Origin of the sequence: Pantoea trifolii (assembly GCF_024506435.1) — a bacterium.
Classification (GTDB): Bacteria; Pseudomonadota; Gammaproteobacteria; order Enterobacterales; family Enterobacteriaceae; genus Pantoea; species Pantoea trifolii.
Window position 1 is genome coordinate 316,746 of sequence record NZ_JANIET010000002.1, and the last position, 13,678, is coordinate 330,423.

The 13,678-nt window shown below is 54.3% G+C and carries 16 protein-coding genes; 14 read left to right on the plus strand and 2 right to left on the minus strand.

The window, feature by feature from the left end:
• The first annotated feature begins 3 nt into the window (after positions 1 to 3).
• Both NQH49_RS20850 and NQH49_RS20855 read left to right on the plus strand, forming a co-directional pair.
• Entirely contained in the window at positions 4 to 1,455 is a 1,452-nt protein-coding gene (locus NQH49_RS20850; RefSeq protein ID WP_256698660.1) for a PTS fructose transporter subunit IIC, read from the plus strand.
• Complete coding sequence (locus NQH49_RS20855; RefSeq protein ID WP_256699132.1) at positions 1,418 to 2,278, plus strand: ketose-bisphosphate aldolase; 861 nt, start codon at positions 1,418 to 1,420, stop codon at positions 2,276 to 2,278. The genes NQH49_RS20850 and NQH49_RS20855 overlap by 38 nt, the downstream gene beginning before the upstream one ends.
• Positions 2,279 to 2,323: 45 nt before the next feature.
• Here NQH49_RS20855 and NQH49_RS20860 read toward each other — a convergent pair whose 3' ends face one another.
• Positions 2,324 to 2,713 (minus strand): acyl-CoA thioesterase, encoded by a 390-nt coding sequence (locus tag NQH49_RS20860; protein WP_061719234.1) that lies wholly within the window; start codon positions 2,711 to 2,713, stop codon positions 2,324 to 2,326.
• A 231-nt stretch (positions 2,714 to 2,944) separates the two neighbouring features.
• On the opposite strand from NQH49_RS20860, the gene NQH49_RS20865 reads away from it, so the two are divergent.
• From NQH49_RS20865 to NQH49_RS20900, 8 genes are all read left to right on the plus strand, one after another.
• Complete coding sequence (locus NQH49_RS20865; RefSeq protein WP_256698661.1) at positions 2,945 to 3,370, plus strand: RidA family protein; 426 nt, start codon at positions 2,945 to 2,947, stop codon at positions 3,368 to 3,370.
• Between the two features lie 13 nt (positions 3,371 to 3,383).
• Positions 3,384 to 4,058 carry a DUF1028 domain-containing protein gene (locus NQH49_RS20870; protein WP_256698662.1) on the plus strand — a complete coding sequence of 225 codons (675 nt, stop codon included), beginning with the start codon at positions 3,384 to 3,386 and terminating at the stop codon, positions 4,056 to 4,058.
• An 8-nt stretch (positions 4,059 to 4,066) separates the two neighbouring features.
• Entirely contained in the window at positions 4,067 to 5,212 is a 1,146-nt protein-coding gene (argE, locus tag NQH49_RS20875; RefSeq protein ID WP_256698663.1) for an acetylornithine deacetylase, read from the plus strand.
• 40 nt (positions 5,213 to 5,252) lie between these two features.
• A complete protein-coding gene (locus NQH49_RS20880; protein WP_256698664.1) occupies positions 5,253 to 6,401 on the plus strand; it encodes an ABC transporter ATP-binding protein in 1,149 nt (382 codons plus the stop codon).
• A gap of 18 nt (positions 6,402 to 6,419) precedes the next feature.
• The gene (locus tag NQH49_RS20885) at positions 6,420 to 7,418 is read left to right on the plus strand and encodes an NAD(P)H-quinone oxidoreductase (RefSeq protein ID WP_256698665.1); all 999 of its coding nucleotides are present in this window, start codon (positions 6,420 to 6,422) and stop codon (positions 7,416 to 7,418) included.
• Positions 7,415 to 8,026 (plus strand): glutathione S-transferase, encoded by a 612-nt coding sequence (locus NQH49_RS20890; RefSeq protein ID WP_256698666.1) that lies wholly within the window; start codon positions 7,415 to 7,417, stop codon positions 8,024 to 8,026. Before NQH49_RS20885 ends, NQH49_RS20890 begins: the two co-directional genes overlap by 4 nt.
• Before the next feature lie 112 nt (positions 8,027 to 8,138).
• Positions 8,139 to 8,588 (plus strand): type II 3-dehydroquinate dehydratase, encoded by a 450-nt coding sequence (locus NQH49_RS20895; RefSeq protein ID WP_154157044.1) that lies wholly within the window; start codon positions 8,139 to 8,141, stop codon positions 8,586 to 8,588.
• On the plus strand, positions 8,585 to 9,514 hold the full coding sequence (locus tag NQH49_RS20900; RefSeq protein WP_256698667.1) for a 2-hydroxyacid dehydrogenase: 930 nt from the start codon (positions 8,585 to 8,587) through the stop codon (positions 9,512 to 9,514). The genes NQH49_RS20895 and NQH49_RS20900 overlap by 4 nt, the downstream gene beginning before the upstream one ends.
• A 32-nt stretch (positions 9,515 to 9,546) precedes the next feature.
• Here the strand turns inward: NQH49_RS20900 and NQH49_RS20905 are convergent, their stop codons facing one another.
• Positions 9,547 to 10,509 carry a LysR family transcriptional regulator gene (locus NQH49_RS20905; protein WP_008106834.1) on the minus strand — a complete coding sequence of 321 codons (963 nt, stop codon included), beginning with the start codon at positions 10,507 to 10,509 and terminating at the stop codon, positions 9,547 to 9,549.
• Positions 10,510 to 10,588: 79 nt separating this feature from the next.
• Here NQH49_RS20905 and NQH49_RS20910 point away from each other — a divergent pair, with 79 nt between their 5' ends.
• The 4 genes from NQH49_RS20910 (at position 10,589) to NQH49_RS20925 (ending at position 13,647) form a co-directional block, all read left to right on the plus strand.
• A complete protein-coding gene (locus NQH49_RS20910) occupies positions 10,589 to 10,888 on the plus strand; it encodes a hypothetical protein (protein ID WP_256698668.1) in 300 nt (99 codons plus the stop codon).
• On the plus strand, positions 10,878 to 11,909 hold the full coding sequence (locus tag NQH49_RS20915) for a polyamine ABC transporter substrate-binding protein (protein ID WP_008106832.1): 1,032 nt from the start codon (positions 10,878 to 10,880) through the stop codon (positions 11,907 to 11,909). The genes NQH49_RS20910 and NQH49_RS20915 overlap by 11 nt, the downstream gene beginning before the upstream one ends.
• Before the next feature lie 63 nt (positions 11,910 to 11,972).
• Positions 11,973 to 12,827 carry an ABC transporter permease gene (locus NQH49_RS20920; RefSeq protein ID WP_256698669.1) on the plus strand — a complete coding sequence of 285 codons (855 nt, stop codon included), beginning with the start codon at positions 11,973 to 11,975 and terminating at the stop codon, positions 12,825 to 12,827.
• 1 nt (position 12,828) lies between these two features.
• Positions 12,829 to 13,647, plus strand: a complete 819-nt coding sequence (locus NQH49_RS20925) for an ABC transporter permease (RefSeq protein WP_256698670.1) — start codon at positions 12,829 to 12,831, stop codon at positions 13,645 to 13,647.
• The last annotated feature ends 31 nt before the right edge of the window (positions 13,648 to 13,678 follow it).

Here is a 13,678-nt window from a genome sequence, read left to right on the forward strand (position 1 = left end):
ATAATGAAACTGATCGCTATTACCGCCTGTCCGACAGGCGTCGCGCACACTTACATTGCAGAAGCCAATCTGAAAAAAAGTGCAGCGAAGATGGGCATCGACATTGTAGTTGAAACCCACGGCGCGGTGGAGAGTGAATATCACTTCACTCAGGATGATATTAGCCAGGCGGATGCAGTATTGATCGCTGCCGATAAAGTCATCGATTTACGCCGATTTAAGGGAAAGCGCATATTTAAAGTACCGGTGGCGCGCGCGGCGAAAGATGCCAGCGGATTATTAAGCAATATTATGAGCGGCGCGCTAAAGCCGGAGATGAACAGCAATAGCGAAGCGTTAAACAGCGATGATAGCGAGACGCAGAGCGGAAAATCCACCTTGTCGCAGCTCTATATTCATCTCATTACCGGCGTGAATCTGATGATTCCGTTTGTGATAGCCGGAGGCATATTAATTGCCCTCAGCTTTTCCTTTGGTATTACTGCAGCAACGCCAGGCGATGCGAATTTCAGTCCGATTGCAAAAATGCTGTCTGACATTGGTGGCGGTGCGGCTTTCGCGCTGATGTTGCCGATTCTGTCGCTCGGCATCAGTAAATCAATCAGTGGCAATCTGGGTATTGTGTCTGGCGCGGTCGGCGGCATGCTCGCAGTGCACACCGGTGCGGGCTTTCTTGGGGCGCTATTTGCCGGCTTCCTCGCCGGATATATCACGTTGCTGGTAGTGAAATATATTCATCTGCCTAAGGCGATTGCGGGTTTAAAACCGATTCTGATGGTGCCACTGCTGACGGTGTTATTAACCGGCGCATTAATGATTTTAGTTATCGGTCAGCCCATCAGAATGTTGCTGGAAGCGCTGACCGCTTTCCTGCAAAGCATGGGCAACATGAATGCCGCCATTATGGGGTTAATGATTGGCGTAATGGTCGCATTTGATATGGGCGGCCCGTTAAACAAAACCGTGTGCATGTTTGCCATCGGGTTAATGTCCACCGGCATTTATGAACCTATCGCCGCCTGTATGGCGGCTGGCATGGTTCCGCCATTAGGCATTGCGCTGGCTACCACGCTGTTTGGCCGCAAATTCACTGCTCAAGAGCGCGAAACCGGCAAAGTCACCTATGTATTAGGACTGTCATTTATCACTGAAGGCGCAATTCCCTATGCGGTTTCCGATCCGCTGCGCGTGATTCCCGCAATTTGTGCCGGTTCAGGTTTAGCGGGTGCGCTCTCCATGGCGTTAGGTTGCGCTTCACGCGCACCGCACGGCGGCGTGTTCGTCCTGTTTATCCCTAATGTGATTACACATGTATTGGCCTATATGTTTGCGATTGCTGCGGGTGCGGTTTTCACCGCGGTAATCCTGCGATTTATTAAGAAAGACGTAAATGAAACCCTTACCGAAGGAGTGAATGATGTTAATCAACATGAAGAATCTTTTGAGCGTGGCTAAGAATAATAAGTTTGGTGTCGGCGCTTTTAATATCGCCTCCGCTGAGTTTGCTCGTCTGGTAATTGAAGTGGCGGAAGAACTTAAATCACCGGTTATTCTGGAAGTACACCCGGTAGAACATGATTTCGTGGGTGATGCTTTTATTGTTTATCTACGTGAGTTAGGCGCTAAAGCCAGCGTGCCGGTGGTGATTCATCAGGATCACGGTCAATCGCTTGAGCACAATATTAAAGCCATTCAAACCGGCTACACCTCGGTGATGATTGATGCTTCTTTGCTGCCATTTGAAGAGAATATTGCGCTGACGCGTAAAATGACGGAAATCGCTCACGCTGCGGATGTGTCGGTGGAAGCGGAATTGGGCACCATCGGCGTAGCGGAGGGGAGTGCGGAAGGCGGCCACAGCGAAATCCTCTTTACCGATCCCGATCAGGCAGAACGCTTTGTCAAAGAGACCGGCGTGGATACCTTAGCGGTTGCTATTGGTACATCGCACGGGCTTTATCCAGCCGGTAAACAACCAAAGCTGGATATTCCCCGCTTGAAAGAGATTGCCGCACGCGTGGATATTCCGCTGGTATTGCATGGTGGTTCCGGCAATAAAGACAGCGAAGTTGCCGAAGCTATTGAACATGGCGTCAGTAAAATCAATATTTCCAGCGATATGAAGAAAGCCTTTTTTGTCATGCTGGAAGAGGAGATTAAACGCGGTGGGCATGAACCGAGTGAATTGTTCCTGAAACCGATTGCCGCTGCAAAAGAGGTGGTCGCGCATAAGATGCGGTTGTTCTCTTCAGTGGGTAAAGCCGAACTCTATGGCTAAATGTACGTAGGGTCGCCATTCATGGCGACCCTTACCAAAACCGCATCAAGCATCCGCTAACGCGTTCATCACTGCATCAGGCATGGAAGGGCGTCCATTCTGCAGGCAGGTGGCAACAAAAGTCGCATCGGCATACACCACGCCATTGACTAGAATCTGCTGTACAAAATTAACGCGATTGCGTTTCTCATTCTTCGCCAGCACACAGGTCACTTCAACCTGGTCACCTTTCACCAGGCTCTTACGAAAGCGCAAGGAATACTCCAGCACCATGTAAATTTTGCCCTGCTTAAACTCTTCTTCCATATCGATACCCAGGGCTTCACGCATGTAAGCATGGCGCGTCCACTCCATATAAAACGGATAATAGAGGCCATCGACCACGCCCTGAAAATCGATATGTTTTTCATCAACCTCATACTGCTTTGTAAACATTTTTATATCCTTATCTGAGAGTTAGCTGAAGAAGGAGGGTGGTATACCGCAGAACGCGCGCCCGGTAAACGCCGGTTAAGCGGCTGGTGATGATGATCACAATTTAATGCTAAAAATCATCACCGTGAGCTCCTTCGGATTTTTTAAAGCAACACCTCGGTTAATGCTGTTTTCGCTGCCACGCGTGGGAAGGTATACCTTGCGCAAACCCTTTTCGCATAGCAGGCAAGCATGACCACACATACTCGCATCCGTAAATTCAACACCAAAGAAACCTATCCCAATCAGGCGCTGGATAACGATCTCTGTCAGGCGGTGCGCGCGGGCAACACCGTGTATGTCCGTGGACAGATTGGCACTGACTTTGCGGGCAATCTGGTGGGATTAGGCGATCCCGCCGCGCAAGCCGATCAGGCGATGAAGAACGTTAAACAGCTACTGGAAGAAGCGGGTAGCGACTTGTCGCACATCGTTAAAACCACCACCTACATCATCGACCCACGTTATCGCGAGCCGGTGTATCAGGTGGTGGGTAAATGGCTGAAAGGTGTGTTCCCAATCTCCACCGGCTTGGTGATTTCCGGTTTAGGTCAGCCGCAATGGTTGATGGAAATCGATGTGATCGCGGTAATCCCAGACGACTGGCAAGCGGAATAAGAGGCGGGAGACGATGACGTTATCCATTGTGGGACGCTGTGACGAAACCGGCCAAATCGGCATTGCCATTAGCTCATCCAGCATTGCGGTGGGTGCACGTTGCCCATGGCTACGCTCAGCGGTAGGCGCGGTATCAACTCAAAACATCACCTTACCGGCGTTAGGTCCGCGCATTCTTGATCGCCTGCAACAAGGCGATAGCGCAGAAGCCGCGCTTAAAGCCGGTTTGGCCAGCGATGAATATCACCATTATCGCCAGGTGACGGTGTTAGCCGCGAATGGCCGGACCGCCTGCTTTAGCGGCGATAAAACCCTTGGCATTAATAACACGCAAACCGGTCATCACTGCGTGGCGGCGGGTAATTTGCTGGCTAACCCTGAGGTGATTCCGGCAATGGTAGGCGCCTTCGAGCAGCATTCCGGCCATTTAGCTGAGCGCTTAATCGCGGCGATGCAGGCGGGCATGCAGGCCGGCGGTGAAGCGGGGCCGGTGCACTCCTCGGCATTGTCGATCGTTGATGATCAGGTGTGGCCAATTGTCGATCTGCGCGTTGACTGGACGGAAGGCGATGCGATTGGCGAACTCAACCAACTGTGGCTGGCCTATCAACCGCAAATGAACGATTACGTGACGCGCGCCATCGATCCAACCAAGGCACCCCGTTACGGCGTGCCGGGCGACGAGTAGGAGTTCCCATGTTTACCAGCCGACAACTGCTTGAAAAGCTGGTGGCGTTTGACACCACCAGCCGTGAATCCAACCTGGCATTGATCGATTTCGTCTGGCGATACCTGAGTGATCTGGGTGTGAGCTGTGAGCTGATCCACAACGCAGAACGCAGTAAAGCCAATTTGTATGCGCGCCTTGGGCCCGCTGGCGATGGCGGCGTGATGCTGTCCGGCCACAGCGATGTGGTGCCGGTGGATGGGCAAAACTGGAGCGTGCCGCCGTTTGTACTGACCGAACGTGATGGCAAGTTATACGGCCGCGGCACCACCGATATGAAAGGCTACATCGCCTGCATGCTGGCGGCAGTGCCCCATTTTCTGGCACAACCCCTTACACAGCCGCTGCATCTGGCGATCTCCTACGACGAAGAGGTCGGCTGCCTTGGCGTGCGCACTTTGCTGGATGCGCTGGCGCAGCGCCCGGAAAAACCGGCCATCTGCCTGATCGGTGAACCTACTGAACTGCAACCGGTGCTGGGTCATAAGGGCAAATTGGGCGTGCGTTGTGAAGTGAAGGGTGCGGCTTGCCATTCGGCCTATGCGCCGCAGGGCGTCAATGCCATCGAATATGCCGCGAGATTGATCCAGCAGTTAACGGCGATTGGCGAGCGGAAGGCACAACATCAGGATTCTCGTTTTGATCCGCCATTTACCACCGTACAAACCGGCATCATCAGCGGCGGCCGCGCATTGAATATAGTGCCCGCCGAATGCGCCTTTGATTTCGAAGTGCGCACCTTGCCGCAGGATGATGCGCAAGCCATCGCCGATGAGCTGGATGCGTTTGCGCAAACAGAGTTGGTGCCACGCATGCAGGCCATCGCAGCGGACAGCGCGATCCGTTTTTATCCGATCAGCGGCTATCCAGGATTATTGACTGATGCCCAAAGTGAGGCCGCGCGACTGATCGCCTATTTAACTCAATCCAGCGACTTCAGTACCGTCGCATTTGGCACCGAAGGCGGCTTATTCCATCAGGCCGGTATTCCCAGCGTGATTTGTGGGCCAGGCAGCATGGCGCAAGGTCATAAACCCGACGAATTCATCAGCATCGCGCAGTTAGATGCCTGTGACGCCATGTTGCAACGCTTAGCCGCATGGATGAGTCAATAATTTCCGTGACGTTGTCACGCAAGACAGTTTTGGAGAGTTCATGGTCAGTGCAGAAATTACCCGATTCCCGCAGCCCGATATGCCGCATCTATCAGCGAAAGCCAGTAACGTCGCCGTGCAGTTAGATGGCGTGCTGAAAAGATTTGGCGACGCTATCGCGCTGCACAAAATTTCCCTGACCATTGAAGAAGGGGAATTTATAACGCTGCTCGGCCCGTCGGGCTGTGGCAAAACCACGCTGCTAAACCTGATGGCTGGTTTTGCGGAAGCCGACGGCGGCGAGATTTTTATTGATGGTGAGTTGGTGACCGAAATTCCACCTTACCAGCGTGAAATCGGCATCGTATTCCAAAACTACGCGCTGTTCCCGCATATGACGGTAGAGAAAAACGTCGGGTACGGCCTGCGTATGCGCGGCGTGCCTAAGGCCGAAATCGCCGAGCGGGTTGAGCAAGCATTAGCCTTGGTCAAGCTGGCAGGTTACGGCCATCGCAAGCCACGTGAACTCTCCGGCGGACAACAGCAGCGCGTGGCGCTGGCGCGTGCGCTGGTGATCCGGCCCAAAGTCTTGTTGCTGGATGAGCCGTTTTCCGCGCTGGATAAAAATCTGCGTTTATCAATGCAGGTCGAACTGAAAGCGATCCAGCGCAAATTGGGCGTCACCACGGTGTTTGTCACTCACGATCAGGGCGAAGCGCTGAGCATGAGCGATCGCGTGGTGGTGATGTCAGCGGGGCACGTGCGCCAAATCGGTACGCCAGATGAGATCTATCGCCAGCCGCGCGATCCTTTTGTGGCGGGCTTTGTCGGTGACGTCAATATTCTGCCGGGACGTTATGCTGGACGCGATCACGCGGCGGTGCTTGAGCTGGGGGGCAACGCGCTGCGTCTGCCACCAGAGCGTGTTCAGGCGAATGTTGGCGAGCGTCTGGATGTGTATGTGCGCCCGGAAAACATTCAGTTGGGGCCGCTGTCTTCGCACTCCTTCCTGAGCGCCACGGTGATCACCCATGTGTTTCAGGGCGATCACGTTGACGTGCATCTTGATGTGCCGGCGCTCGGCAGCGCATCGCTGTTTGCGCGTCAGTCTGGGCTCGATTCCCTGACGCGCTGGCCGGTTGGCAGCGTGCTGGGAATCACCTTTGATGATGAAGGCGTGTGCGCTTTTACCACCGCTAAGCAGGGATAAGCTCCGATGTTGCCTGAAATGATGAAAGTAGTATTAGCCAGCCAGCCGGGTGGCGCAGAGGTTTTAACGGTTGTGGAGCGTGCTGTGCCACAACCTGCGGCGGGCGAAGTGCTGATTCGTGTCGCCAGCGCGGGTGTTAATCGTCCGGATATTATGCAGCGCAACGGTATGCCCATTCCGCCGGGATCGACAGATGTGTTAGGTCTGGAAGTGGCAGGTGACGTGGTGGCGTTGGGTGCAGACGTTATTGGCTTCGCCATCGGTGACGCGGTGATGGCGCTGCTCAACGGTGGCGGTTATGCCGAATATTGCGTGGCGCGCGCTGAGTTGTGTTTGCCGCTGCCCGATAATCTGCCGTTGTCGCATGCCGCAGGCGTACCCGAAGCGGCGTTTACCGTGTGGCACAACCTGTTTGAGTTGGGGCGCTTAGCACCCGGCGAAACCGTGCTGATTCACGGTGCTGCTAGCGGCGTCGGCACTTTTGCCATTCAATGTGCGCAGGCCTGTGGCGCGCGTGTGATTGCCACCGCAGGCGGTGCTGACAAAATCGCAGCACTGCAACAGATTGGCGTCTGGCGCGCCATTGATCGTCATAAAGAGGATTTTGTCGCGGCGATTGCAGCGGAAACCGCAGGTCGTGGCGTGGATGTGGTGCTGGATAACGTCGGCGGTGATTACGTGGCGCGTAATCTTAGCGTATTAGCGCAGGGCGGACGTCATGTGAGTTTGTCATTTATGCAGGGCGCGAAGATCGAACTCGATCTGCAATTGGTGATGCGAAAAGGATTGAGTTTGACTTCTTCCACGCTGCGCCCCAAAAGCGCGGCTGAAAAGGCGCGCCTGGCTGAGTGCATCCGCAAGCATCTGCTGCCGCTCATCGCCGCAGGCAAAATCGTCCCCACGCTGCATCAAGTTTTGCCGCTGGCGCAGGCGGCCGATGCGCATCGCATCCTTGAAGCCAACGCCAACATTGGCAAAGTGCTGCTCAGCGTGGATCAGCCGGGAGCGCTGACATGATGCGACTGTTTTACGCCACTACATCCGCTTATGTGCGCAAAGTGATGGTCACTGCACATTGTCTTGGGCTGACTCATGAGATTGAGCTGTTAGATTCCGCGGCACATCCGATTGAACGTGACGAGCGCATTGCCACCTTTAATCCGTTAGCTAAAGTGCCGGCGCTGCGCACGGAAGAAGGGTTGTGCCTGTACGACAGCCGTGTGATTTGTGAATACCTAATTACTCGCGCGCAGGGCGATTTGTTGCCATCGCACGGTGACACGCGTTGGATCACCTTATCGCGGCAGGCGTTAGGCGATGGTTTGGTCGATGCCGCTTTGCTGGCGCGTTATGAATTCAGCGCGCGTCCAGCGGAAAAGCAGTGGCAAGGTTGGGCCGATGGACAATTGAAGAAAGTCAGTGCCGCGTTGGCGGAAATTGAACGCCATGTTAGTGGTTTTAGCACTCAGCCTGACAATCTTGGTGTGATTGCTATCGGCTGCGCGCTCGGTTATCTCGATTTCCGCTTTGCCGACCTTAACTGGCGAACAAACCATCCGCTGACTGCCGCCTGGTTTGCCCTGTTCGATGCCCATCCAGCGATGGCCAGCACGCGCCCACATTGATCCCTGTAAATCGTCATTCGGTCACCATAAATGGCGACCCTACGAATAACAGGCCCTTTAACCGTAGGGTCGCCATTTATGGTGACCACCGCATAGCGACTTAGGAACTCACATGAATCAGCAAATCTATTTCCTCAACGGCCCGAATGCTAACCTGTACGGCATGGACAAAAGCGGCACCTACGGCACAGAAAGCTTTGCCAGCATCGGTGAACGCTGCCAGCGCCGGGCGGCTTCGCACAATATCACGCTGCAATTTCGCCAGAGCAATCACGAAGGCGTGTTGGTTGACTGGATTCAGGAAGCACGACAGCAGGCCGCCGGATTGATCATCAACGCCGCTGGTTTAACCTACAGTTCGGTGCCAATCCTTGATGCGTTACTGATGTTTGATGGCCCGATCATCGAAGCGCACATGAGCAACATCTGGAAACGCGAGCCGTTCCGCCATCATTCAATGGTATCAAAAGCCGCCACCGGCGTGATTGCCGGCTTGGGCGTGATCGGTTACGAACTTGCGATTGATGCGGTGGTCGAGTTGATTAAGGCGCATGCGGCATGAGTGCCTTGGTGTTTTACAGCGAGTTCGACAGCTTTGAACAGTGGTCAGCGTTGCTCGCGCCGCATCTGCCGGGCGTGAATATCTGTCGCGCAGAAGAGGTGCAAAACGTCGAGGAAGTACATTTCGCGTTGGTGTGGAAACCGCCGCACGGCTTTTTCGCTGCATACCGCAACCTGAAACTGTTGGTGAATCTGGGTGCGGGCGTTGATTCGCTGGTCGGACGCGATGATTTGCCGGATATCCCGATTGTTCGTTTGTCTGACCCGCAAATGGCGCGCATGATGGCCAGCTTCGTGCTGTTTGCCGTGCTGCGTTATGTGCGCGATATTCCGGCGTTTGAGCGGGCACAACGTGAACGGCGCTGGCATTACGTGCATCCGCGTTCACCGGAAACCGTGCGCGTTGGCGTGCTGGGATTGGGTGAGTTGGGCGCGCACGCCGCGCAGGAGTTGGTGCGTCAGGGATTGGATGTGCGTGGCTGGTCGCGATCGCAAAAAACCATCGACGGCATTTCCTGTAGCAGCGGAATAGAGGCGCTGGATGATTTCCTCGCCAGCAGCGATGTTTTGGTGGTGATGCTGCCGCTCACGCCGCAAACTCAGGGATTGCTGAGTGCTGAACGGTTAGCACTCTTACCGCCCGGTAGCGCGTTTATTAATGTGTCGCGCGGGGCGATTGTCGATCAGGTGGCGTTAACACAAGCGCTGCAGCGTGGGGATATTGGTCAAGCCACGCTGGATGTATTCGACCGCGAACCGTTGCCGCCGGAAGATGCGCTGTGGGCGATGGATAATGTGTTGATTACGCCGCATCTGGCGTCGGTCGCCATTCCCGCCAGCGCCGCACCGCAGGTTGCCGAAAATATCCAGCGCGCCGCGCGTGGTGAACCGGTGTTGCATCAGGTATTCCCGCAGCAGGGATATTAATCGGTGGTCGCCATTTACGGCGACCAACATCATCACGCCACCCGCACCACTTGTGGATCGAAATAACTCGGTGCCGCCATGCCGGGAATATATTGGTCGGAAATAAACATGCGGCAACGCTCGGCAAACGCGCTCACCACCATGGATTGCTGTACGTGCGCCATGGTGGCATAACCCAACTGCATCGCCTTGTTAACGCCCGCCAACCGCACGCGAATCAGGCGTTTACCATCCTGCGACAAGTGCGCTTTGGGTCTCACGTTGGCGATACCAAAGCCAACACCGTTCGCCACCATCGCGCGCACCGTTTCCATACTGCTGGATCGCATCACCACATTTGGCGTCACACCGGCTTCGCTGAACAAGCCAAGAAAATATTCCCGACTCCACGGCATATCCAGCAGCACCATAGGCACTTCAGCCAGATCCTGGATCGATACCGCAGATTGCGTGGCGAACGGATGATGCTCACCCACCATCACATAGGGCGGCAGCTGCGCCAGCGACTGGAAAGTGACATCGCTGGCGGGCACCAAATCATAGGTAAGGGCGATATCGATATCGGCTGAGCGCAGCTGTTTTAACAGCAACTCATGATTGCCCTCCACCAGCGAGATGCGCACGCCGGGAAAGGCGCGGCCAAAACCAAACACCAGTTCCGGCGTCAACATCGGCGCTAGCGTATCAAGGCAACCAACGCGCAGCGGGCCGCGCACGTTGTTCATCGATTCCGACGCGATGGTGTAGAGATTCGACATCTGTTCGAGGATCAGTTTGGCCTCTTTCAATACCTGATGGCCGATTGCGGTGAGTGAAACGCCTTGGGCGTGGTGACGCACAAACAGCTGCACGCCAAGCTCAGACTCAATATGGGTGATGGCTGCGGAAATCGACGGTGAGGAGACGTGAATACGCTCCGAGGCGCCAATAATGCTGCCCGCTTCACCGGAAGCGACAAAATATTCCAGCTGACGCTGGGTGATGCGACTGAGCATACAGGTTCTCCTGAGATCGCTGACACGCTCATGTCGCGTCAGTCATTCTAATAGTGTCGATTTAGCTCAAGCATTTCTCATGCCAAATTCCGACTCACAGCATAATCACCTGTTCATGCGCCAGCGCCCATTCGCTTCTGCCTCACTACTGCTTAAGAAAATCCTTGCTAAGCAGGCCGCTTTTTTAGCCTCAGAAATTCTGATGCAACAGCGAGGGAAATGCTGTTTTACCCAATCTCAACGCAACGGCATTATCGCTTCAACACCCGAGAACCGCCTTCGCACTGTTTTAGTGCATTGCGACGCGATGGACCAGACGGTGGTGCAAAGCAGCTATAACAGCCATTTCATTCATTGGGGACGAAAATATGTTGCGTAAGATTGGTGCCTTAACGTTATTGACCACGTGTGTATTGAGCGCAGGGAATGCGATGGCCGCAGATAAGCTGATTGTCAGCACCTGGGGCGGCAGCTTTAAAGATCTGATTGATCAAACCATCGCCAAAGAGTTCACCAAAGAAACCGGCGTAGAAGTGCAGTTTGTCACTGGCGGCACCATTGATCGCCTAAATAAAGCCAAGCTGGCGGGCGGCTCGCCGGAAACCGACGTCACCTTTACCACCGCGCATGTCGGTTATCTGTATGCCAACAGCGGCCTGTTTGAAAAGCTCGACATGAGCAAAATCCCTAACGCGGTGAATCTGGTCCAGCAGGCCAAAGTCAGCCCGTATCACCTTGGCGTGTGGGGCTACGTTTACACCATCGGCTATCGTCCAGATTTAGTACCGAAGGGCGAAGAATTTACCAGCTGGAACGATCTGTGGCGTCCAGAACTGAAAAGCTCGATTGCGCTGCCAGACTGGGATCCGAGCCATATCATTGCGGTCTCCGCCAAACTCTCTGGCACTGATGCCGCGCACTGGGAACAAGGTCAGGCCAAACTGAAAGCGCTGATCCCGAACATCAAATCCTTCTATACCGATGATGCCAACAGCCAGCAGCTGATCTCCACGGGTGAAACGCCGGTGCAGGTGATGCTGTCGATGAACGCCTACAGCATGATTGCAGAAGGCGTCAACATTAAGCTGGCCATTCCAAAAGAGGGTGCAATTTTGGGCGTTGATACCGTCGGTATCAACAAAGGCACCAAACACGCGGAACTGGCCTACAAGTTCATGAATATCGCGCTGAAACCGGAAATCCAGCAGGAAGTGGCGAAGATCTATCGCGGCAGCCCAACGGTGACCAATGCGCATATCGATCCGGAACTGGCGAAACTGCCTGGCATGCTGACCACGCCAGAACAGTGGAATGCCACCATCAACACCGATCCACAACTGCGCGCGGAAAAAACCGCCGAGTGGCGTCAGTGGTTCTCTGAAAACATCATGTCGCATTAATAAATAGGGGCGGCCGTTTGGTCGCCCGGTTAGTCGCAACACTTTATTCAGGCAGCAACGTCTATGACGAAAAAACCGACATTCTTACCCTGGTTCATTATCCCCGCCACGTTTACGGCGCTTGGGCTGGTGGTGGCCATGTTTGCCGTGATGCAGTTTAGCGTGCGGGCCTATATTCCCGGATCGCTTGATGTGGGTGGATTCACGCTGGCGAACTTTAACGGGCTATTTAAGAAAATCTATGCCGATGCTTTTATCAACACGGTGATGCTCAGCGCAAAAACCGCGATTTTTGGCCTGCTGATGAGTTATCCGCTGGCGTATGCGCTGGTGAGAACGCGCACCACCTGGATCAAATCCACCATTTTGATTATCGCCATTACGCCGCTGTTTCTTGGCGAAGTGGTACGCACTTATTCGTGGATCATCGTGCTGGGCAATAGCGGCTTCCTCAATAGCCTGCTGCTGGCAATGGGGCTGATTAACAAGCCGATCCAGTTCATGTTTACTCAAACCGGCGTGGTGGTCGCGCTGGTGCATGTAACCATGCCAATCATGGTGATGATGCTGGCGACTGCGCTGTCGCACATCAATCCCGATTATGAGAAAGCCGCCACCAGCCTGGGCGCAGGGCCGATTCGGACCTTGCTGACGGTGACCATTCCGCTGTCGATTCCCGGTATCGTTTCCAGCCTGACCACGGCGTTTGCCTGGACGTTCAGCGCTTTCGCAACCCCGCAGCTGATTGGCGGCGGACGCGTTAGCACCGTGGCAACCATGGTTTATCAGCTGGGCTTCTCTTCAATGAATTTTCCGTTTGCCGCTGCGCTCAGCATTGCCGGTTTGATTCTGACCATTCTGCTGTTGATGGCGCTGAAACGTATGAGCCGCTTCATCCATGCGATGGGAGAGCACTGATATGACCCGCTCCCTCAACGATAAATTGATCACACTGGCGGGACGCGCGCTGGTTATCGCGATTTTGCTGTTCGTATTACTGCCAACGATTGTGGTGTTCATCTCCTCGTTCAGCAATACCTCAGTGTTGTTCTTCCCGCCAAAAGGCTGGTCGCTGCGCTGGTTCGAACGTGCGGTGAATTACGATGACTTCCGCCACGGTTTCTGTTCGGGATTGATTGTGACGGCGTGGGCGTCAACGCTGGCGGTGATTATCGGTGCCACGCTGGCGATCGCCATTGAACGTTACAGTTTCCCTTGTAAACAGGTGCTGGAAGGTGTGCTGTTGTCACCGCTGTTTATTCCGCACTTCACCATTGGTCTCGGCTTACTGATGCTGGTCTCTCAACTGGGCATTGGACGCGGTTATCCGCTGGTGATCTTCTGCCACATCGTGCTGGTGCTGCCGTTTGTGCTGCGCAGCGTGTATGTGTCGCTGAAAAACCTCGAACAGCGTATTGAATTAGCTGCTGCAAGCCTCGGTGCTTCGCCGCTGCGCGTGGTGTGGACCATTACCGTGCCGCTGATTTTGCCGGGCTTGTTTGGTGGTTGGTTATTTGCTGCCATCCTGTCCTTCAACGAATTTACCGCTTCGCTGTTTATTACCACGCAAGCCACGCAAACCTTGCCGGTGGCGATGTACAACTATGTGCGTGAGTTTGCCGACCCAACGCTGGCTGCACTGTCGGTTATTTATATTGCGGTGACGGCAACGATGTTAATTATCGCGAATAAGTTTTTAGGTTTAGGGAAAATATTAAACGTCGAAGCAGGGCATTGATGTATTAACACTGAATGCTGTGCTTATTTAA

What these genes read in the sequence shown, in the direction of transcription:
- NQH49_RS20850 (WP_256698660.1), top strand. Translation starts at nt 4, where the DNA reads ATGAAACTGATCGCTATTACCGCCTGTCCGACAGGCGTCGCGCACACT.
- NQH49_RS20855 (WP_256699132.1), top strand. Translation starts at nt 1,418, where the DNA reads ATGTTAATCAACATGAAGAATCTTTTGAGCGTGGCTAAGAATAATAAG.
- NQH49_RS20860 (WP_061719234.1), bottom strand. Translation starts at nt 2,713, where the DNA reads ATGTTTACAAAGCAGTATGAGGTTGATGAAAAACATATCGATTTTCAG.
- NQH49_RS20865 (WP_256698661.1), top strand. Translation starts at nt 2,945, where the DNA reads ATGACCACACATACTCGCATCCGTAAATTCAACACCAAAGAAACCTAT.
- NQH49_RS20870 (WP_256698662.1), top strand. Translation starts at nt 3,384, where the DNA reads ATGACGTTATCCATTGTGGGACGCTGTGACGAAACCGGCCAAATCGGC.
- argE (WP_256698663.1), top strand. Translation starts at nt 4,067, where the DNA reads ATGTTTACCAGCCGACAACTGCTTGAAAAGCTGGTGGCGTTTGACACC.
- NQH49_RS20880 (WP_256698664.1), top strand. Translation starts at nt 5,253, where the DNA reads ATGGTCAGTGCAGAAATTACCCGATTCCCGCAGCCCGATATGCCGCAT.
- NQH49_RS20885 (WP_256698665.1), top strand. Translation starts at nt 6,420, where the DNA reads ATGATGAAAGTAGTATTAGCCAGCCAGCCGGGTGGCGCAGAGGTTTTA.
- NQH49_RS20890 (WP_256698666.1), top strand. Translation starts at nt 7,415, where the DNA reads ATGATGCGACTGTTTTACGCCACTACATCCGCTTATGTGCGCAAAGTG.
- NQH49_RS20895 (WP_154157044.1), top strand. Translation starts at nt 8,139, where the DNA reads ATGAATCAGCAAATCTATTTCCTCAACGGCCCGAATGCTAACCTGTAC.
- NQH49_RS20900 (WP_256698667.1), top strand. Translation starts at nt 8,585, where the DNA reads ATGAGTGCCTTGGTGTTTTACAGCGAGTTCGACAGCTTTGAACAGTGG.
- NQH49_RS20905 (WP_008106834.1), bottom strand. Translation starts at nt 10,509, where the DNA reads ATGCTCAGTCGCATCACCCAGCGTCAGCTGGAATATTTTGTCGCTTCC.
- NQH49_RS20910 (WP_256698668.1), top strand. Translation starts at nt 10,589, where the DNA reads ATGCCAAATTCCGACTCACAGCATAATCACCTGTTCATGCGCCAGCGC.
- NQH49_RS20915 (WP_008106832.1), top strand. Translation starts at nt 10,878, where the DNA reads ATGTTGCGTAAGATTGGTGCCTTAACGTTATTGACCACGTGTGTATTG.
- NQH49_RS20920 (WP_256698669.1), top strand. Translation starts at nt 11,973, where the DNA reads ATGACGAAAAAACCGACATTCTTACCCTGGTTCATTATCCCCGCCACG.
- NQH49_RS20925 (WP_256698670.1), top strand. Translation starts at nt 12,829, where the DNA reads ATGACCCGCTCCCTCAACGATAAATTGATCACACTGGCGGGACGCGCG.